20 protein-coding genes are annotated in these 18,495 nt (G+C 58.1%); 13 read left to right on the plus strand and 7 right to left on the minus strand.

The window, feature by feature from the left end; all coding sequences use genetic code 11:
- Positions 1 to 73 precede the first annotated feature (73 nt).
- Positions 74 to 610, plus strand: coding sequence for a sigma-70 family RNA polymerase sigma factor (locus KF708_08935; protein ID MBX3412800.1), 537 nt, complete (start codon positions 74 to 76; stop codon positions 608 to 610).
- A complete protein-coding gene (locus tag KF708_08940) occupies positions 603 to 3,902 on the plus strand; it encodes a protein kinase (GenBank protein MBX3412801.1) in 3,300 nt (1,099 codons plus the stop codon). Before KF708_08935 ends, KF708_08940 begins: the two co-directional genes overlap by 8 nt.
- Positions 3,903 to 4,111: 209 nt before the next feature.
- Here the strand turns inward: KF708_08940 and KF708_08945 are convergent, their stop codons facing one another.
- From KF708_08945 to KF708_08970, 6 genes are all read right to left on the minus strand, one after another.
- Positions 4,112 to 4,882 carry a hypothetical protein gene (locus tag KF708_08945; protein MBX3412802.1) on the minus strand — a complete coding sequence of 257 codons (771 nt, stop codon included), beginning with the start codon at positions 4,880 to 4,882 and terminating at the stop codon, positions 4,112 to 4,114.
- A 175-nt stretch (positions 4,883 to 5,057) separates the two neighbouring features.
- Positions 5,058 to 5,456: a helix-turn-helix transcriptional regulator gene (locus KF708_08950; GenBank protein ID MBX3412803.1), complete on the minus strand. Its 399-nt coding sequence runs from the start codon at positions 5,454 to 5,456 to the stop codon at positions 5,058 to 5,060.
- A 79-nt stretch (positions 5,457 to 5,535) separates the two neighbouring features.
- A complete protein-coding gene (locus KF708_08955; protein ID MBX3412804.1) occupies positions 5,536 to 5,814 on the minus strand; it encodes a helix-turn-helix transcriptional regulator in 279 nt (92 codons plus the stop codon).
- A gap of 73 nt (positions 5,815 to 5,887) precedes the next feature.
- Positions 5,888 to 6,790 carry a DUF1738 domain-containing protein gene (locus KF708_08960; protein MBX3412805.1) on the minus strand — a complete coding sequence of 301 codons (903 nt, stop codon included), beginning with the start codon at positions 6,788 to 6,790 and terminating at the stop codon, positions 5,888 to 5,890.
- A gap of 507 nt (positions 6,791 to 7,297) precedes the next feature.
- Entirely contained in the window at positions 7,298 to 8,227 is a 930-nt protein-coding gene (locus KF708_08965) for a prepilin-type N-terminal cleavage/methylation domain-containing protein (GenBank protein ID MBX3412806.1), read from the minus strand.
- A gap of 182 nt (positions 8,228 to 8,409) precedes the next feature.
- Positions 8,410 to 9,684, minus strand: coding sequence for a hypothetical protein (locus tag KF708_08970; GenBank protein ID MBX3412807.1), 1,275 nt, complete (start codon positions 9,682 to 9,684; stop codon positions 8,410 to 8,412).
- Positions 9,685 to 10,039: 355 nt separating this feature from the next.
- Here KF708_08970 and KF708_08975 point away from each other — a divergent pair, with 355 nt between their 5' ends.
- The 5 genes from KF708_08975 to KF708_08995 all read left to right on the plus strand — a co-directional run bounded on the left by KF708_08975 (position 10,040) and on the right by KF708_08995 (position 14,079).
- Positions 10,040 to 10,297 carry a hypothetical protein gene (locus tag KF708_08975; protein ID MBX3412808.1) on the plus strand — a complete coding sequence of 86 codons (258 nt, stop codon included), beginning with the start codon at positions 10,040 to 10,042 and terminating at the stop codon, positions 10,295 to 10,297.
- The gene (locus KF708_08980) at positions 10,294 to 10,578 is read left to right on the plus strand and encodes a type II toxin-antitoxin system RelE/ParE family toxin (GenBank protein MBX3412809.1); all 285 of its coding nucleotides are present in this window, start codon (positions 10,294 to 10,296) and stop codon (positions 10,576 to 10,578) included. Before KF708_08975 ends, KF708_08980 begins: the two co-directional genes overlap by 4 nt.
- Before the next feature lie 17 nt (positions 10,579 to 10,595).
- Complete coding sequence (locus KF708_08985; GenBank protein ID MBX3412810.1) at positions 10,596 to 11,606, plus strand: tyrosine-type recombinase/integrase; 1,011 nt, start codon at positions 10,596 to 10,598, stop codon at positions 11,604 to 11,606.
- A 179-nt stretch (positions 11,607 to 11,785) separates the two neighbouring features.
- Positions 11,786 to 13,636, plus strand: a complete 1,851-nt coding sequence (locus KF708_08990) for a HEAT repeat domain-containing protein (GenBank protein ID MBX3412811.1) — start codon at positions 11,786 to 11,788, stop codon at positions 13,634 to 13,636.
- 50 nt (positions 13,637 to 13,686) lie between these two features.
- Positions 13,687 to 14,079, plus strand: a complete 393-nt coding sequence (locus KF708_08995; GenBank protein ID MBX3412812.1) for a hypothetical protein — start codon at positions 13,687 to 13,689, stop codon at positions 14,077 to 14,079.
- A gap of 203 nt (positions 14,080 to 14,282) precedes the next feature.
- Here the strand turns inward: KF708_08995 and KF708_09000 are convergent, their stop codons facing one another.
- Positions 14,283 to 14,531: a hypothetical protein gene (locus KF708_09000; GenBank protein MBX3412813.1), complete on the minus strand. Its 249-nt coding sequence runs from the start codon at positions 14,529 to 14,531 to the stop codon at positions 14,283 to 14,285.
- 33 nt (positions 14,532 to 14,564) lie between these two features.
- Here KF708_09000 and KF708_09005 point away from each other — a divergent pair, with 33 nt between their 5' ends.
- From KF708_09005 to KF708_09030, 6 genes are all read left to right on the plus strand, one after another.
- Positions 14,565 to 14,981 (plus strand): DUF1232 domain-containing protein, encoded by a 417-nt coding sequence (locus tag KF708_09005; GenBank protein ID MBX3412814.1) that lies wholly within the window; start codon positions 14,565 to 14,567, stop codon positions 14,979 to 14,981.
- A complete protein-coding gene (locus tag KF708_09010) occupies positions 14,978 to 15,769 on the plus strand; it encodes a ParB/RepB/Spo0J family partition protein (protein MBX3412815.1) in 792 nt (263 codons plus the stop codon). The genes KF708_09005 and KF708_09010 overlap by 4 nt, the downstream gene beginning before the upstream one ends.
- A gap of 22 nt (positions 15,770 to 15,791) precedes the next feature.
- On the plus strand, positions 15,792 to 17,300 hold the full coding sequence (locus KF708_09015) for a TraM recognition domain-containing protein (protein ID MBX3412816.1): 1,509 nt from the start codon (positions 15,792 to 15,794) through the stop codon (positions 17,298 to 17,300).
- Between the two features lie 45 nt (positions 17,301 to 17,345).
- On the plus strand, positions 17,346 to 17,930 hold the full coding sequence (locus KF708_09020) for a hypothetical protein (protein ID MBX3412817.1): 585 nt from the start codon (positions 17,346 to 17,348) through the stop codon (positions 17,928 to 17,930).
- A 34-nt stretch (positions 17,931 to 17,964) separates the two neighbouring features.
- Positions 17,965 to 18,267, plus strand: a complete 303-nt coding sequence (locus KF708_09025) for a hypothetical protein (protein ID MBX3412818.1) — start codon at positions 17,965 to 17,967, stop codon at positions 18,265 to 18,267.
- Positions 18,268 to 18,332: 65 nt separating this feature from the next.
- Positions 18,333 to 18,479, plus strand: coding sequence for a hypothetical protein (locus KF708_09030; GenBank protein MBX3412819.1), 147 nt, complete (start codon positions 18,333 to 18,335; stop codon positions 18,477 to 18,479).
- The last annotated feature ends 16 nt before the right edge of the window (positions 18,480 to 18,495 follow it).

Raw genomic sequence — 18,495 nt, forward strand, 5'->3', positions numbered from 1 at the left:
CAGCTCTTCGAGATCGCAGCAGCGACAATCGAGCGAGTACGACTCACTCATCGGCGAGGCTCGCGGTGGCTCGATGGAGGCGCTCGACCGATTGGTCGAGCGGCTCTCCGCCGAACTCTGGAGAGATTTGGCGTCGCGGAGAAGGAATAAGCCGGGAGCCGCCCATGGTTCCTCTGATCTGGTCCAGGACACCCTGATTCGGGTACGCGAACAGTTCGGGAAGTTTGAACGCGACACCTTCACGGACTTTAAGCAGTGGGCTCGGTCCGTGCTGTTTCGCCGACGGCTGGAGTGGGCCCGCAATCATCAAGCACATTCGGATGAGCGTCACAAGCAAATGATTTGGAGCGTGCTTCGCTCACGAGGGAAGGGAGTGAATCTCCAAGCTGTCCACGAGATTGAGGCAGACCAGCGGGAAGAAGCGGAACGCGTGTTTCGCCTCTTCCGGGAGTTCAAGGTCAACGAGCAGTTCATCATCGAGCTTCGGCTTTTCCAGGATCTGAGCTACGAACAGATTGCCGCCATGACCGGCCTCACCAAAGAAGCGGCGAGAAAGGCCTATGACCGCGCCATCGACAAGCTCCGCATGAAGGTAGGGGCCGATGAATGACTCGACGTCTGACGTTTTCGAGGAACGGCCTAGCGCCTCCTCCGCGAACCATGCCGGTTTCCCAGGCCATGCGGATGCGGTGCAGCTCTTGCTTTGGCTCAGCCAGCTTCGCGAGGACCGGACTTCGTCATCCCGCCCGAGATTGGGTGCAAGTCCCCCGCACCAACCTTTCCAGGCGCTCGGACGCTTTACACTCCACCATCTCTTGGGGACCGGAACCTATGGCGCGGTGTTTCGTGCGACGGACACGAAACTTGAGAGAACCGTCGCGCTGAAGATCGCTTGGCCTGCCGTTCTTATGGATGCCGAGGCGAGTCGCCGATTCACGGAAGAGCCCGTGACGATCTCCAAGCTAGAGCATCCCGGCATCGTTCGTGTCCACGATGCTGGCACGGTCGAGATGGTCCGGTTCATCGCTTTTGAGTTCATCGATGGACCGACACTGGCCGAATGGCTGGGGTCGCAAGATACGCTTTCGACGAGGCGAGCAGCGGAAATCATGCTCGACGTCTCCAGCGCGGTCGCATTCGCCCACAGTCATGGGATCATCCACCGGGATCTCAAGCCAAGCAACATACTCATACGCCCGACGGAAGTCGGCAACAGCCAATCCTGGCGTCCAGTTGTCACAGATTTCGGACTGGCGCGAACGCTCCGAGCGGCGGAGGATTCGGAAGCGACGGCGACCATTGCGTTTCTGGGAACCGATCGCTACATGTCGCCCGAACAAGCGTCCGGCCAGGCGCGAGAGGCAGGGGCACCATCGGATGTCTTTTCGCTCGGCGTGATTTTCTATGAGTTGATTACCGGTGCGCGCCCTTTCGACGGCGACAGTCCCGAGCAAATCCGCTCTCAAATCCAACGTGACGACCCGCCATCGATCCATCATCTCCGCCGTGGTGTCCCACGCGACATCGAGACCATCATCGGGAAATGTCTCGAAAAGCGCTCTCAACGGCGCTATGAATCGGCTAACAGCTTGGCGAACGACCTGCGGCGATACCTCGAACATCAACCGATCCACGCGCGTCCCATGCCTGCCTGGGAACGAGCATGGCTGGGATTGCGACGCCGTCCCGTTGCGGTGTTGTTGACTACCCTCGCGGCGGTGGTATCACTTCTTGTCGCAGCACTTGTCGGCGCGATGATCGAGGAACGGCGATCCGCCGCTCGGGACGTGGCGGCTGCGCAAGCGTCTGCGGCATTGGCCGCCGGTATGGAGAGACAGCACGACTACGCGACGACTTTTCGCTATGCGGCAAGAGCCTATGACCGTGGCGACTGGGGAAAAGTGGTCGAATTGCTTGGCGCGTGCAAGGAACTAGCAACGCCTCCAGTCTTTGCGGGCATCGAATGGGATCTGCTCGCATCCATGATCGACGATGGGAGCACATTGATCCCCACGACTCACGGAGAAATCTCCGTCGTGCGCTTCTCGCCGGACGGAAAGCTCCTTGCCTCCGGAGGGCAGGACGGACGCATTCAGCTTTGGAATCCGGTCGACTGGCGGCCCACGTTCTCGAAGAATTTCGCGGACGCGGAAGTCAACTGTGCGGAATTCTGTGCGGACGGGTCGATGTTGGCGATTGGACATGAGAATGGCCGAGTCGTCGTAGTCCCAGTAAGCGGTGAGAGTGTCCTCTTCGATGAGCCCATCATCACGGGCCGAGTTTTCGATATCGAATGGCTTGGGGATTCGCACGAGTTCGTGGTGGGTGGCGATGGCGGTATCATCTACCGTGTGAATCCCGAGACTTTGGAAGTTGTCGCGTCCCATCCGCTGGTACCGTCGGAAGAGGCCCGCAAGGCGGACGCGGTCCATCCGGTGGAGATCAGCCGATTCCAGTACCTGCCCGACCAGCAGTCCCTCCTGACGGCCCGATCACCCGTTGAATCCAGCATCGTTGACTCTCAAACACTTAGGCCGCTCCCGCTAGGCAAGGGGGGGCTGTCGGCCGTTCCTGTCGGCATTTCATCCATGTGCTATATCGGCGGACCGGGGAAATATGTGGCGGTCGGTCTGGACGACAGGATATCCATTCTTTCCGACACGGATTTATCGGTGCTGGCGACGATACCGATTCCCAGCGGTGTGGAAGACCTAGACTTCAGTCCTTCTGCGAATACGCTGGTGTCTTGCCATAGGGACGGCTCGGTGCGATCTTGGAACATTGCCGCCCTTCACCATGGCGAACATGTTTCGGAGACAGTCCATTCAGGTTTCACTGGCCGTGCGCACTCCATTGCAGTGTCGGAGGATGGCAACAAGATGGTTGCCGGTGGAAAAGATGGCACCATACGTGCCTGGGATCGACCATTTGCTAGCCCGATAACGGATCGAAAGTGGTCATGTCGGCCCGTGGCGATGGGATTCTCCCCCTGCGGTCGTTGGCTGGCCGTGGTTGGTCTCCAGCAATATGGCTCATGCCCGACATTCCTCAACCTGTTTGACGTCGGAACGGGCCGATTGCGTTGGCAGTCGGAACAATTGCGCCCGAAGCATTTTATTCCGGATCAGAACGATCCTGCTTGGTGGTTCGCCTTCCACCCGGAGCGAGAGGAGATCGCGATCCTGGATGCGGAGGGACACGTCGTCAGTTGCGACCCAAGGACGGGCGAGGTAACTACCCGTCTCGTTTCAGCCGAAGGCGCATTAGGTCGGCGATTCTGGTACGCCCCCAATGGCCGCGATCTGGTCATTCGCACGGGCCAATCGTCGCGTGTCATTGACACAGGAGGCGGAAGGGAGTTGCTAGCGGTTCGTCTTCCGAATGAGATTCTCTTTAGCCGACGTCTTCCCAATGGAGCCATCTGGTGTGAGGTCGATGGCCAGACGCTCAGAACATATGAAGACTACCGCCAACGCAACACCTCGACCATCGCGCGATCCGTCCCGAGGCGTATCACTCGCGTGGATGTCACCGGTGACGGTAGGTGGTGTGCTGCAGGCAGTCCGTCCAACGAGATTCATGTCTGGGATCTATTGAGTAGCGGACCATCGTGGAGACTGTTGGGCCACGAAAGCGGCGTTTCGGAACTCAAGATTACTAAGGATGGTAACGCGATCCTGACACTTGGGATCGATGGAAGCATCCGGCTCTGGCACCTACCCACGAAAAGTGAGCTTCTGACGGTTAGCCAACCCAACGAAGTAATCAAATGCGTCGCAATACATCCAGAGAATCGGATGCTTGTTCTTGGTATCGAGCGTCAGAACGGGTATTGCGTGCGCGTCCACCGACTGGGTCAGCAGGGGCAGGCCATAGCCGCATCGTTGGAGTTACCGGATTAGCAATAGTGAACCCGCATCGCGAAAAGGCGATTCGCTTCTGGAGTCGTTGTGCAGCGGATGAAGCCAATCGTCTCGTATGCTGGTGCGACTTCTGCCACAAATGTGTGACACTTTTGTGATAGTTCGTCCGGCAACGCGCTCCGTGATTTCGGGAATGTCGGGCGCTCCATCGCCCTGCGGTTTCGGTAGATATTGAGGCGTAGGAGAAGTCAGGATGGCGATTTGGTTCGACGGCGCGTTTTCCGGTAGCAAGCGGCAAGCGTCGCCATGCCGATACTCATCATCACGATGGACGATGCCTCGGGAACGACAGTGATACTGCCGTATTGCAGGTGATCGACCTCCCAGTTGGTCTTACCCGGCATCGATATTCGTATGGCCGAGATTCCGCCGAGGTGAACCACTCCGAAGAAGCGGTCTTCGGCAGTCGTGCGGGAGATGCTGGAATCGCCGAGAGAATAGGGGCCGATGATTCCCAGCGACGCTCCGTCAGGACCGAAGGCCTCGAAATAGGTGTTGTCGATAAGGTCCGAGGGCAAAGGATCACCTCCGAAAATCCCCGAGCTCCCCACATCGGTCCAGACGATACCGGCATGCGTCGGCAGCGTCCCAAGGACCGCTTGCGAGAAATCAAAGGTAAAAGAGTTGGTCGAGAAATTCGAGAACAGGCTCAGTGAGTTGCCGGTGGCAACACCGTCAATGATCCCATCGTCTCCGTCAACGGAGTCGCTGAAGGCCAGCGATACCGATGTCGAAGTGAATTCCCGCACGCTGACTCCGGGCGTATTCAGTGCGCCGTCCTCGAAGTCTTCCAGGTGGAAGTATTCAAAATCGAGATTCCTAAACGGGCTTACCGCGCTGCCTGCGTCCGGGTGATCGAAGGCGAGGTAGGGAGAGGGGCCGATAAAATCGGCGGATGCCGGCGACAAACCGGTCCCGAGAAGCAGCATTACAATCCCCAAAACAAGTCGTGCGCGCATAGGATGTCTCCGCAACAGGTGAGTCAAAGCAAGGATCAGCGGCCCAGTGCCGCTGACGTTGGAACGAGGTCCGCGCTGGCTTACGCAAGCGCGGAGGAATGCCGCTTCCGAAGGCGATGCTTTCGCATCGAGTGCGGCATTAGAGAGATAAACGCATTAGCGTCCTTCGGTCAGGTCATCGCCGGGGGCGATGTTCCCAGTGGTACTGCTTAGGCTCGACATACTGCCTGAACGTCCAAAACAGTCGGTAGGCCATGCCGATGCGGTCATCGGCGGCAAGCCGTAGCCTGGTTTCAATCAGGTGCGTGCGAACCGTGGATTTGCTGATCCCCAGGGTGGTGCTGATTTCCTTGTCTTTGTGCCCCTGGATCAGCAGGCCGATGATCTGTGCCTGCCGTGGCGAGAGTGAGAGGGCTTCTACGATCTCCCGCCACTCTTCGCGGGCGAAGAGTGGCGGCAGCCAGGGCGCGGTATCGGCAAACTCTTCGGCGGTAGCGCCCATCGCCAGCCCCTGGTCATCGTGGATTCCCTCAGCGACGAGGATGCAATCCTCGTCGCGGCGGTCTATCAGCATTGAGGTTTAGAGTAGCGTCGAATGTCAGAAGCGAGGATCGGCATTTGTGACGTCGTCATTTATGACGATGGACAGGCGATTATGCGATCTTGCGAAACGCTTCAAAGATTCGGCAGGCGATTCCAACGCGGTCGGATGCATCGAGTCGCAGGAATAAATCGGTGACGTGCTCTCGAACCGTCCGTTTAACGATCGAGAGTGCGACGGCAATTTCCTTGTCCTTCTTGCTTTGCATGATGAGACCAGCAACTTCGGCCTGCCGTGGTGAAAGTGCCAGGTACGAGACAATGCGTTGCCACTCGTCGGCCGAGAACATCGGCGGGCGGGTGTCGGTCAGCTTGTCCCGGTGAATGGGCATAACACACAACGCAAAAGAAAGAGTGAAGAGAAGGAAACCGGCCGCATCCCTGCGGCCGGTCGGACAATGACGACTATGCTTGCGGCTGGAGGCCGTGCAGGTACTCGGCCGCTTTCGATGCGTGGCTGGCGGCGGTGAAGATGGCTCGCTTGTCATCTTTCAACACTTTGAGCCAATGCTCGATGTAGGCGGCGTGGTCTTCGCGTATCTCCGGCGTGATGGAAAGGTCCGCACAAAGGAACGCACTGGAAAGCTCGGCTACCAGTTCTTCCATCGCGTAGCCTTCGTCGCCCCAGCGCTTGCGGCCAAACTCGCGGTTAAGGCGTGAGGGGTGCCGCGTCCAGTGGGTCAGCTCATGGGCAAGCGTGGCGGCGTGGCTTTCGCTATCGCGGAAAGTCTCAAACGGCGGCATCTGGATGCGGTCATCGGCCATCGTGTAATAGGCCTGGTTCCCCCCGTAGCGAATCTCCGCCTTGGTGTTGGCGAAGAATGCTTCCGCGTGCTCGATCCGTTCCAGCTTCTCGCGGGGTTGCTCCGCCAGCTGGTAGAAGTGCTTGGGCAGGCCGTCGCATTGGTCGGCACAAAAGACGGTGTAGGCCTTGAGGAAAGGAATCTCCTGTTCGATCTCCTCGCCGCTTTCGTCGGTGTCGGTCTTCTTGAAGGTGGAAGCGTAGACCACCTCCGCCCCGTGCTCTCCCTTGCGGACGAATCCGCCCAGTTCCTTTACCTGGCGGAAGGTCAACCAGAACGGCGAGAGATACCCGGCCATTTCTGCCGTCATCCAAAGGTTAATGACGTTGATGCCGGAGTAACGTTGCCCGTTGTGACGCAAGGGCCGCGTAATGCGCCCCGCCGCGTGTTCTGCACTCCAGGGCTTCATCCAGGGACGAACCCCCGCTTCGAGTTGCTCAACGATCCGGTTGGTGATGCGGCTGTAAACGTCGCCCCGGGTGCTGGTGTTGGTCGTGGTTGCCATTGCTGCTTTCTCCTTCGTTGAACTTGGAAATGTCCCCATTCGCGAAACGCGCCCCGCGTTTTCCGGCGAAGGGGGGACGAAGTCCGAAGCCAAGGGGGAATGCAGTCAAGGACGACCGGAAGCGGAGGGGCACCCGGTCTGCACAAGCGCAGCGCGGAAGATCGGGGAGGAGGCCGCGAAAGGTCGCATGGCCCCGATCCTTGACGGCATGGGGGATGTGCCCCACTTCAAACGAAAGGAATCGCGCCTGCGGCGCTCAGCTCAAAGGGACGGAAGTCCCGCAGCGCAAGGAGGTGAGAAGGGAGCGGCAGCTCATCGCGAGCACGCCAAGATCAGACAGAAGAGAGAGGGAGGCCCTACTTGGAGCCTCCCTCCATAACAGAATTGTGCGAGTCACTAGTGCAGTGCCGCCGTCAGATCGACCATTGTCGGATGAATCGTCAGGCCGTATCGTGAGAACTTGCCCGAGAGACCGCGAGTTTGACAATCGTCGTTATTTTCGAGACACTAGTTGAAGCGGAAACGCAGCATACAGTTTGGCGTATTGCCCGCAACCTGTGCGCGGTTATATACGTTTGCCGCCGCAGTTGCCTCGCCGCCGCCCGGTGCCGTACCATCGCTTTTCGTGGTGCAGGAGCTTGCGGTGTTAGCAGCCGTGGAGGGAGCCTGCGCGGACGCGACCGCCGCATTGTTGAAGTTTGCAAATGCAGAAGCGTTAGCACCACGGGCCTGAACTACACCGGTGTTCGGAGCCCCGTCGTCAAGTTTTACGTCGATGTTGAACGTTTCAATCGGAGTCATAGCGACTGCAAAGGTGTAGTCTCCCGTCGTGGCAAGTGCGGTGACACCGCCAAGGACGTAGTAGTTCTGACCAGCATCTGCCGCAGCAGTCCAGTAGTTGCCACGTCCCAACTTTGCAGTTGGCAGGTATTCAGACATCAGGTTGGCAGTCGCCGGAGCACCACCGGAAGCAAGATTGGCGCCGTAGGAACCATCTACTAAACCTGCGTCAGACAGGTGTCGCCAGAATACCAGCGTTTCACCAATACCGGAGTAATTTGGATTGCCCGCGGCCTGTAGCTGACCATTACCATCTCCCAATCCCTTGGCGCCCGTCATGCCGGATCCGAACAGACCGAATGCCGTTGCCTGCGCAGATACGATATCGCCTGGGATGCCGTTGTATTTGGTTCGGAAGGTATTGATAGCCGCATTGTATTTTTCTACCTGACCAACAGTAGCGCGTATTTCAGCTGCTTTAATAAGGTCCTGTCCAACAAGGACGCCACCGACGATCAGGCCGATGATGACTAGTACGATCGATAGCTCGATTAGGGTGAAACCGCCCTGCTGATGGTTGTGTGATGAATTGATATTATGCATAAGTTCTCCTAGTTGTTGCACTTCATTGGATGCGCGAACGCATCGACTGATCATGACTGCCTTCATTCCCGGCGGCTACTCAATACAGCGTGCCGCGAGTTTGATGACCGCTGGCGATGAGTTTATCTCGGACCGGTAAATATCCGGTTAATGCAGGTGTCGGCCTGCGGCATTTCAATGGGTTAGCTGCCAAGAGCAGCCATTGATCAGATTGGAAGCCCGATTCTGCGGAGTCATTAAGTTGATGAAGAGTTACTTTGAGGACCGCTGTCAGGCTCTTGGAATGACCGAAGATACTTCTGCCGGACCAGGGATACGAGCAGCCGTTCGCGATCTGCTGCCGAAAGATTTTGCGGACACGCAAGTGCCGCATCAATCACACCACGATCCTCCGTGGCGGGATCATCGATCGAGTGAAGTCTTGGCAGACGCAAGCCGTCACAGAGAAAGTGGACGAGATCGATCTCAATATCGCGACGCGATCGAGTCATGATTCCAAGTTCGGCCTTCGCCCCCGTGAGAACCTTGAAGATTCTGCGCAGTTCCAGGTTCTGATCCTGAAGGCACATGAGTTTGGGATAGGTAATCAGAAACCGGATCACGGCAACTCGGTCCCCGGCATGGCCGGCAGCGTGCGGCTGGCTGCGTGACGGAAGGGCGAACACCCCATCCTCATGAAGAGTCATGATTAGCTGGATATGTCGGACGACAGTCGAGGCGGACTGGGTCAAGAGTTGCGGCTGCTTCCAAATGGCTTTGAAATACAGAGCGTGCGTCAGACGATCGGATGCGAACGACGCGACAACTGCATCGACGCGGGAGGCAATGGTGTCCGCCCGGGTCGAAAAGAGCGAAGGCTGGCGCATGACCGCTGAAAGGTAGTCGGCGCGCCGAATGATCGGAAAGTGTCGCAACACCGCCTCGACATTCTCGATCAATGTCTTCGGACTCTGATACAAGAGCGAAGGATTCTTCTGCGCTGCGGCAAGGAGCCGAGGGATCGATAGGCCGTCAGCGGCAAAGTGGCGGGCCAGTGTCTCCAGATTGCCGATAAGCGTGCCGGGCGCTTGCACGAAGAGAGTCGGTTGGCGAAGCGCCGTACTCAAGTAGTGGGGGGCCAGTAGCCCTTCCTCGGCGAATCGCGTTACCATCTGTTGGACATTGCCTATGATTGTCGCGGGCTGTTGGTAGAAGAGCTGCGGTTGCCGAAGGCAGGCGCGCAGGTAGTCACGGTAGACCAGCCCCTCAGCTGTAAAGAGCGTCACGACGGTCTCAACATTGGCAATGATCGTGATCGGCCGCTGGCCGAACAGTTGCGGCTGCTTCAGCGCCGCTTTGATGTAATCGGAAAGGCGCAGGCCATGCTTGGCAAAATGCGCGGTCACCTGCTCAATGTTGTGGATGAGCGTTTCCGGACGCTGCAAGGTGAGCGTGGGCTGCTTGCTTGCCGCCGAGGCGTAGGCGTTAAGGCCAAGACCGTGATTGCGGAAGTGCGCCACGACCGCTTGCACCGTCGGATGGTCTTTGAGTTGGAATGGCGTTGCTCGTTGTGTCAAGTCAGGTGCGAACGGTGGATTATCGAAGCAGAGAGACTAGCGCGACCTTCCGCTGATCGCAAAAGAATTGTTTCATGCAATGAACGTAGTGTGGTCCACCTCCGTCCAGGCCGAAGAAGTCGCCCCATGTCATTCTTGCAACACCGTGGCAAATTTGTCACGGCGGGGACCATCGCTTTTTTGGACTCACAAGACAGGCAGATAAAGGGAGTTATTTGCCATGAAGTCCTGCGCGGCATGATGTTGTATTCGCTTGCGCGTCCACGCGAGCCGTGCTACTGTCAAAGGAGAGGATGCAAGGAGGCACCATATGCACAAGACAAAACAGAATACGGAGAAGGTCAACGTTACCTTCCGCATGGCGAAGGATCGCGTCGACATGCTCGATGAGCTGGGCAAGTGCTATGACCGGGACCGGTCGTACTTGGTCAATGAGGCGGTCGAGGAATATATCGCACACCGGAAATGGCAAGTCGAAGAGGTGAAACGCGCCTTGAAGGAAGTAGAGGAAGGGAAGTTCCTGACTGAGGAAGAATTCCTGCGTGACGTTGCGAGTTGGGGCGCGTGAAACTTGTCCTGTCAGAGGCGTTCCGCGAGGAACTGCGTGAAGAGTTTCTCTACCTTCGCAAGAAGAACCCCGCTGCGGCTCGGGTCGTTCGCGATCGGCTCGTCGCAGCTATTCAGCGTCTGAAGAATTACCCGGACTCGGGCCGTGCATGGCGTTTGCCCGGCAGTCGGGAACTCGTGATCCACGGGCTTCCGTATATCGTCATCTATAAGGTCTCGGCGGAAGCCGTGATTGTAGCGTCGCTGCTGCATTCCTCGCGTGAGGTGCAGCGTGTCCACTGAAGACGCCAAGGCAGCCGATGCAGAGACAATCGATTGAAGCAAGCGTTATGCAGGAAGCTCAGGATAAGTCGGTAGTGGTTGTGAAGGAGCGAAACGTTTCGGTCAGCGACATACCGAAGCTCGTGTCTCACTGCGGCGCAGCGGCAGCATTCGCCTGGGAAGAATTCTTCCTGGGCAAGATCAGGAATGTCCACACCCGCAAGACGTATCTCCGCGCAGTTCGCGCGTTCCTCGCCTGGTGCGAGAAGTGCAACGTTGAACTCGTGAAGATCACGCCTGGAATGGTTGGGCACTATCTCGACGAGCTACCGGTGAGCACGCCGTCGAAAAAGCTGCACCTGGCGGCAATCCGCTCCTTCCTGGATGTCCTTGTGCAGCGGCATGTCATCGTGCTGAACCCGGCCTTGTCCGTCCGCGCTCCACGATACTCGGCACTTGAAGGAAAGACGCCCGAGATCACGGTCCAGCAATGCCGAATGCTTCTGGCCTCGATCCGACTCAATACGCCGGTGGACTATCGGGACCGGGCCGTCATTGCCGTGCTGATCTATACCGCCGCGCGGGCGGGTGCGGTGGCCCGCTTGCGGATCAAAGACTTTGTGCATGACGGAACCCAGCACTCCTTCCGGTTCGCCGAGAAGGGCGGCAAGTCTCGCCTCATCCCAGTGCGTTCCAATCTGGAAGGGTTTGTGCGCGAGTATCTCTCCATAGCGGCCCTGGGCGACGCGCCTTCCGATGGTCCCATGTTCCGCTCAGGGTATGGCAGAACGGGGAGGCTCACCGATTCCGCCATGTCGGCGATTGACATCTGCCGCATGGTGAAGCGGCGGTTGAAAGCGGCAGGAATCGCAACGGCGGCTTCGCCGCATTCGTTCCGTGCATGCGCCGCGACGGACCTCCTCCTTCAGGGTGTCCCGCTTGAAGACGTGCAGTACCTGTTGGGTCACTCCGACTCCCGTGTGACCAAGCTATACGATCGCCGTTCTCGTCGCGTCACGCGGAACATCGTCGAGCGGATCTCGGTCTAATGGGTTCGGTGGTGCTTTTCGGTTGGGGTTGGTTGCCGTGATCGATACCAGGGGCGAGATGTCTTTGGAACGCCACAGTCGTTACACTCACCAAATAAGACATCGGTGGTGAACGACCGTCGGTGAAGGTCGAGAGAGAATTGCGTTGAGGTCATTTTCCTGGTGGGGCTGGCACGTCGATGAGTGAAGGAGCCAAAGCGGCCGTTCATACCTATCTGGCATCAGCGACGGATTTCACCACCCTAACGGAGCGAGACCATTCTCACGAACTCGCGAAGTACGGAAAAGACATTATTCCCGCTCTTGAAGACTCATTCGAGAGTGTTTCTCCGATTCAGCGGGTACTCACTGCATGGATGTTGCTTCGACTGGGAGAGCTGAAGGCTGGATGGGTTTCCCAAGAAGCCATGTCGCGTTGTCGAGACTTCCTCGAAACGTCAATGTCGACGTCGGATGCCGATCTTCGACTCTGGACATGTACGGTGCTGCAACATGGCCACGCGCCGCAGTCGATGGTCGAGAGTCTGACGAGGACGCTTGCCGACGGCCCGGACGATGTTCGGGTATTTGTGGCTGCCGCCCTGGTGGGAACCGGTGAAGGCAATCAAACCGCGATGTCGGTATTGGCGAATGCCCTGGTGGGAGATCACGAAATCCATTCGGCGATTGCCGCTTCGGCGTTCGTTCGACTTGGTATTCGCCGTGCGGAAGCCGTGAAACAGCTAGTCGCGACCCTGCGGACGAACCTCTTTGGACGTCCCATTCCCGTTCTTCAAATTCTGGGAGAAATCGGTCCGGCGGCACTTTCCGCAGCACCAGCAGTGATTGAACTGGTTGGCAATACGTCTCTCTCGCCATTGGATCGAGGGTATGCGGCACTCACGCTGGGAAGCATTAGGAGGGGGACAGGTAAAGGAAACAAGATCCTTGAACGTGCATTGCATTCCGAGCATTGGCAAATCGTGCAGGGTTCTGCCGAAGGATTGGCACTCGTAGGACCGGCGACATCGGGGGTGATTCGGCGGCTCATCGAGCTGCTCTCAGACGACAACGAGGACTTGCGGCGCGCTGCCGCCATCGGATTGCGCGCGTTCGGTCCATCCGCCGTTGAGGCGATGTCCAATATGATCGGGCGACTCGCTGTGGAAACAAGCCCCAAAGTATTGGACGAACTAGTGGGGGCGTTAAGCGCCTTGGGACAATCAGCTGTGCCCTCGCTGGTAGACATCGTACGGCAAGGGGACATGCGTACGATTGCATCGGTCGTAAGCGCATTGAGTTGGATCGCCCGCGACCATACCGAAGCCGTCATTTGCGCGACGCTCATGGATACGGACGAAGTCGTTCGGAAGGCCGGGGTGATGGTTGTCTTCGACTTACAGGATCAAGCGAGTGCCGCTGCGCCGATACTGGCGAGGCTGTTGGATGAGACCGTTGATGACAATCATGCAGCAGTTTTGATCGCCGCGATTTCAGCCTGTGGCCCATCGGGGGCAATGGCTCTGGATTCTTTGATCAACGCGCTGATTCACCGGCATGGCATCGCTTCGGAGTGGGCGGAGAATGCGCTTCGAAAGATTGGTCGTGAGGCTACTCGATCCCTGCAATCGGTGCTTCCAAGGGTTGAAGGAGAACAGAAGGCGAAGGTAAATCGTCTGCTATCGTCACTTGATGGTGGGAAATCCGATCTTCTTGAACAGTTTGCCGGGATTGACCTTGAGACGATCCGTACGTACGTGCTGGTCGGTAGCTTCCTAGAATCCGCACCGAGCGCATCTTCTTGGCCGACGATACTGAGTGCTTTGCAAAAGCAGTTTCCGGAGAATGATGCTGGCATCGACTTGGACATTTCCGCCAGGACACTCAGCAATAGAGTGGGGAGGCTAGGAGACATGCTTGGCCTCAAACTCACTGATCACGCCGAGAGGACGAGAGGAAGATTGACAAAGGATGGTCAGCGAATCTGGCGAAGCGCGTCCGAGTACTTGCGTGTGCTGGCCATGTCCCGCCAAACGGGTGAAACTGCTTGACTGTGATCGGAAGACATGCCAACTGATTATCAACAATCAGTGTGGCACGTATGGCAGATGAAGCGGACAAAGATAAGCACATCCTCAAACTCGACCTGATCGCTTTTCCGACCGATCAAATCACGATTGGTCAACTCCGGCAAAGGCAGCCCCAACTATTCACGGAGAAGGGAATCTTCGGGCCTGCCAGGAAGGGATATTCGGCGAGAGGCCAGATCGATGCCTTCACTGCGATGGAATCCGAGCGACGCCTTGCCCAAAAGGCATTCGCGGCGGCGGCCGGGCAACCTGATCCTCATCCGGATGTCGACCGTATGGAGGAAATGCGGTACCTCAATGAGGAATACGTCGCGTACGGACTCAGCAGCGGACCGCAGAAGACCAATCAGTTGATCCGAGATATCGAGTCTTCGGCGGCGCGCCAGGCCGGCCGTAAGCGGTAATCGAATGTGCCTCTCCGGGTCTGGTTCCAGGGACTCGCATCGCCATCTGCGAAAAATATTTTCGCACGAACATTTCTGCGCCATTTGACGCCATGCTGCTCCTTGTTGATTGTCAACGCACTTTGGATGCGGGCTACAGGAGGAACGGGGCGACTCCAAGCTGAAAAAGTGGACGTGTGGTTGCACGAACGTGCGCGTCGCGGTCAAGGAGTTCCGCGCCCGCTGTCTCTCCTGCGGTAACGAATTCCATCGCGACGACACGCCAGGCCCGGCCAAGCATCGGCGGGTATCCACCAAATCACGGTCTTGAGTTCTTTGGTCGCTGTTTTGAAAGGAGTCCCAACATGGGCGAATACCTGGTCAAAGCGTTTCTGAGCATCCTGGCGTTCCTTCTCTACGGAAAGATCGGAGGAGATGGCAATCGCTAGATCGGCGGGCAACGAGAGTTTCAACAGTCAATCGAGTTCACCGTTGGAGGTTCAATCATGGGCATCATGCAGGTCATTGGCATCTTCATCATCTGTGGGACCATCTTGCTCTTGGCATTGATGGTTCTGGTCGCGATTCCGCAGAGCCGGTTGCGTGACGTACTGCTTCAGGTTGTGGGCTGGCTGTTTGCCGGTGGCTGCGCGGCGTACGTCTTGTCGCCAGTAGACGTAGTGCCGGAAGTGATCCTGGGACCGTTTGGCCTGGTGGACGACCTGATTGCCCTGATTGTGGGAATTGGGTCGGCCGTGGCCGCCTGGCAAGTACGGCGGCGAGCCGGAAGGTCGCCCGTCATTGATGTCTCCATCAGTGGACCGGAGAGACAGCAATCAAGTTCCGAGTTCGTTTCGCGTGTCGGCCATGTCTTGTTGCACTCGAACGGCCATCTCCCCGTCAGGAAAGGGGGTGCCAAGTGAAGATTCCCCTCGTGCAGATCCTCTGCGACGGCAACATCCGCAAGCAGTTCGACGAGGCCCAGATCGAGGGCCTCGCCCAGACCATGAGCCTCCTGGGGCAGCAAGTCCCGGCCAAGGGGCGAATGGTGGATGGCAAGTGCGTCTTGACCGATGGCATGCGGCGATTCCTGGCCGCGCGGAAGCTCGGCTGGGAATCGCTGGAGGTTGACCTCGAAGAGGGTGAGCTGAATGAAGGCGACCTTCTTCAACGCCAGCTCGTCCTCAACTGTCAGCGGAGCGATATTCCGGCGCTCGACAAGGCGCGGGCGATCGCCCGGCTCATGGAAGTGACGAGATGCAATGCTTCAGGCGCGGCCTCGCGCCTGGGTATGTCCAACGCCACGGTGACGCGACTTCTCAGTCTGCTTGAGTTGCCGGAGGAGGTTCAACGCGAGGTCGAATCCGGGAAGCTCGCCGCCAGTACGGCCTACGAACTGGCGCGAGTCTCCGATCCCGCCAGGCAGTCGGCCATGGTGGAAGCGGCGAAGCAGGGCAACCTCACTCGTGACGCGGTGACGGCGCAGCGCAAACTCGCCAGTCAGCCTGTGGCAAAGCCATCGCGCTCCGTCTCACGGACCTCGCTTTCTCTGGGCGACGGTCGTGCGCTGACGGTCGCAGGCCCGGACCTGTCGCTGGATTCGCTCGTCTCCCTGCTTGAGGAGTTGTTGGGCAAGTGCCGCAAGGCGCGCAGCCACGGTTGGGAACTTGGGACGCTGGTTCGGGCGCTTCGGGATCAGTCCAAGGCTTGACGAACAGAAAGGAGAAGATGCCATGCGATTGACACTGTTTGGAAGCAAAAACTCCATCTGGCGAAGAGGGTGGAGCCGCGACGCCTGGCCGTTCGACAAGCCGCTCATTTCCTGGTCGAAGTCCGACGCGTTTACCATTGGGGACTCTTATGAGGGCTGCCTGGGGCTCGGCGCGACCGGCTCCGGGAAAACCACGGGCCTCGCGGAAACCGTGGCCCTTGCCATGATGCGGGCGGGGTACGGCGGTTTCGTCAGCGTATTCAAAGGAGATGAGCTGGAGCGATGGCAAAGCTACGCCCGCAAGGCGGGCCGCCGGCGCGATCTCATCGAGTTCAGTCCCGACCGGCCGTGGAAATTCAACTTCCTCAATTACGAGTTGGAACGAGGCGGGTGCGGGGCCGGGATCACGGAGAATATTGTCAGCCTACTTTCCACGGCACTTGAAATCGCTGAGCAAATCAGCGGCAATGCGGGCGCTGCTCGGGAAGAGGGGCAGTACTGGGAACTAACCAAGCGACAGATTTGCCGCAACACGGTCGATGTCCTCATCCTCGCTCGTGGCAAGGTCAGCATTCCCGACCTGTACGAGTTCATCATTACCGCGCCGACGTCCGTCGACGAGATCGCGAAAACGTCCTGGCAAGAGCGGTCTTTTTGTTACCGCTGCATCCTCGAAGCGGAGCAGAAGGCTACTACGCCCAGGCAAAAGCGCGATTTTAACCTGGCCGTGACCTACTTCTTCGATGACTTCGCGCGGCTAAGCGACAAGACACGCAGCATCGTCGTCTCCACCGTCACCTCGATGGTGGACATGCTCAACCGTGGAATCGGCCGCGAGCTGCTCTGCACGGAGACGAACATTACGCCCGAGGCGATGGAACAGGGCCATGTCATCTTCGCCGGATTGCCGGTCGTCGAATACGGCCCGCTGGGCCGACTTGTCCAGGGCATCCTTCGGCACAGCTTTCAGCTTGGAATCCAACGCCGCAATGTCCGGAAGAGTCCGCGTCCGGTCTTCTTCTTCGCGGATGAGTTTCAGGAATTTGTTACATCATACGACCGGCTTTTCCAGAGCACCTGCCGCTCGGCCCGAGTGGCCAGCGTCTACCTGTCGCAGAACGTCCCCAACATCGTGGCGGCCCTCGGTGGCCAGCAGAAGGGACAGGCGGAGTGCGACTCGCTATTTGGCAACCTGAACCTCAAGGTCTTCCACGCCAATTCGGACCCGACTACGAACAACTATGCCTCGCAGCTCATTGGGCAGACCAAGCAGTTGCTCATGAACACCAACAGCGGCCATGCGCCGGACGATTGGACATCACTGGTACTCGGCATGGGGAGTTCGCAGGCAAGCGGCGGCTTTTCGGAGACCTACTACCACGAGGTGCCTCCCAGCGTCTTCTCATCACTTCGCACCGGTGGCCAGAGAAACGGCCGGGTGATTGAAGCCATCGTCTTTCGGAGCGGCCGGATTTTCAGCGACACCGGCCGCAACTGGCGGCTGGTGACATTCCAGCAGAGCCGGACGTAATCGCAAACCCAAAAGCAGCGGCAGCATTTGTAGAGGAGCGGCATCATGTTCAACAACGAACCACCGATGAGTATGGCGGACAAGGCCAGGACCGGGCTGTCCTGGATCGCATTCATAGCGCAAACAGGCAGCGTGACCGTGGAGGTGTTGTTACACCGTAAGTTCGGCGCTCGCTACCTGAACTACCAGGCGGCGGCTGCCCTGTTCCTTATCCCCGTCTTTGGGATGTTCTTCCAGGGGCAAAACGTCCGACCGCTGATCCTCTTCTGGTGGATTTATTTTTTCATGCTGATGGTTGCCCGGTTGGGCATCCTGTTTCGCGGCAAACGCAATCTGGACATCCACTCCCGCTACACCGGCGAACCCCGGCTGTTTCGGCTTCGCTCCCCGGAGCGAGAGATCACGATCAAGCAGTTCCATGAACCGCTCGTGGTGATCCTCTTTGGCATCTTCTTCATCAATCTCAATGCGGCACTCGGCTGCTACCTGGTGTTCGCCGCGATATGCCTGGTCATCAAAACTCGCCTGGAGGCCGGCATCGATGAAGCAATGGATTGGGACATGCGTGATGCGATGAACGACCAACGTCAACGCATGGAGCGCATGCGCAAGATGCAGAGTCGGTTTTGATTTAAGTGGCTTCAGCTTCTGAAAGGAGAACGCAATGGCAGCAAGTGGCCCCAAGATCGGTGAGGGAACTTTTAGCGCGTGGATGCGGCAAGGCCTGCGCGAAGTGCGAGCCATGCTCTATCCCGAGTCCAACGTGGCGCAACAGACAGAATACGGACTGTATGGCACGCGAACACCTGGTGAAGTGGCGGCGGATCGACGAGGTGACGGACGGGACGCCAAGGACATGGATGAAGAGAAGGATCAGTACCCTTCAGTCGCTGACCGCGTGCAGGAAGCGAAGGATCGCTCCGACGAGATGGAACCTGCCAAGCAGCAGGAGATGGAACGCGAGTAGATCGCTAATGGAGGACGGATGTCTTTGATGACAGCCGAATTCCTGACTCAAGGGAGATGCTGGCCATGTCGTTGTCGAGCTTGATGTTCTTTGTCTCGTGCTGGGCCTGCTTCCGCGTGGGAGAGTTTCACGCCCGCCATCCCGGTTTGATCGCCAGTAAATCCATGGATGCATGGCAGTGGCTATGCGACTGGCTCAAGGGCAGCCATTGACCCCGAGAACGTTCTA

It is taken from the genome of Pirellulales bacterium, assembly GCA_019636335.1.
GTDB lineage: Bacteria > Planctomycetota > Planctomycetia > Pirellulales > JAEUIK01 > JAHBXR01.

Coding starts and splice junctions, on each gene's coding strand:
- KF708_08960 (MBX3412805.1), bottom strand. CDS start 6,790: ATGGCAACCACGACCAACACCAGCACCCGGGGCGACGTTTACAGCCGC.
- KF708_08985 (MBX3412810.1), top strand. CDS start 10,596: ATGCAGAGACAATCGATTGAAGCAAGCGTTATGCAGGAAGCTCAGGAT.
- KF708_09030 (MBX3412819.1), top strand. CDS start 18,333: ATGTCGTTGTCGAGCTTGATGTTCTTTGTCTCGTGCTGGGCCTGCTTC.
- KF708_09025 (MBX3412818.1), top strand. CDS start 17,965: ATGGCAGCAAGTGGCCCCAAGATCGGTGAGGGAACTTTTAGCGCGTGG.
- KF708_09015 (MBX3412816.1), top strand. CDS start 15,792: ATGCGATTGACACTGTTTGGAAGCAAAAACTCCATCTGGCGAAGAGGG.
- KF708_08995 (MBX3412812.1), top strand. CDS start 13,687: ATGGCAGATGAAGCGGACAAAGATAAGCACATCCTCAAACTCGACCTG.
- KF708_09005 (MBX3412814.1), top strand. CDS start 14,565: ATGGGCATCATGCAGGTCATTGGCATCTTCATCATCTGTGGGACCATC.
- KF708_08945 (MBX3412802.1), bottom strand. CDS start 4,882: ATGCGCGCACGACTTGTTTTGGGGATTGTAATGCTGCTTCTCGGGACC.
- KF708_08940 (MBX3412801.1), top strand. CDS start 603: ATGAATGACTCGACGTCTGACGTTTTCGAGGAACGGCCTAGCGCCTCC.
- KF708_08965 (MBX3412806.1), bottom strand. CDS start 8,227: ATGATCAGTCGATGCGTTCGCGCATCCAATGAAGTGCAACAACTAGGA.
- KF708_09020 (MBX3412817.1), top strand. CDS start 17,346: ATGTTCAACAACGAACCACCGATGAGTATGGCGGACAAGGCCAGGACC.
- KF708_08990 (MBX3412811.1), top strand. CDS start 11,786: ATGAGTGAAGGAGCCAAAGCGGCCGTTCATACCTATCTGGCATCAGCG.
- KF708_08955 (MBX3412804.1), bottom strand. CDS start 5,814: ATGCCCATTCACCGGGACAAGCTGACCGACACCCGCCCGCCGATGTTC.
- KF708_08950 (MBX3412803.1), bottom strand. CDS start 5,456: ATGCTGATAGACCGCCGCGACGAGGATTGCATCCTCGTCGCTGAGGGA.
- KF708_08935 (MBX3412800.1), top strand. CDS start 74: ATGGAGGCGCTCGACCGATTGGTCGAGCGGCTCTCCGCCGAACTCTGG.
- KF708_08975 (MBX3412808.1), top strand. CDS start 10,040: ATGCACAAGACAAAACAGAATACGGAGAAGGTCAACGTTACCTTCCGC.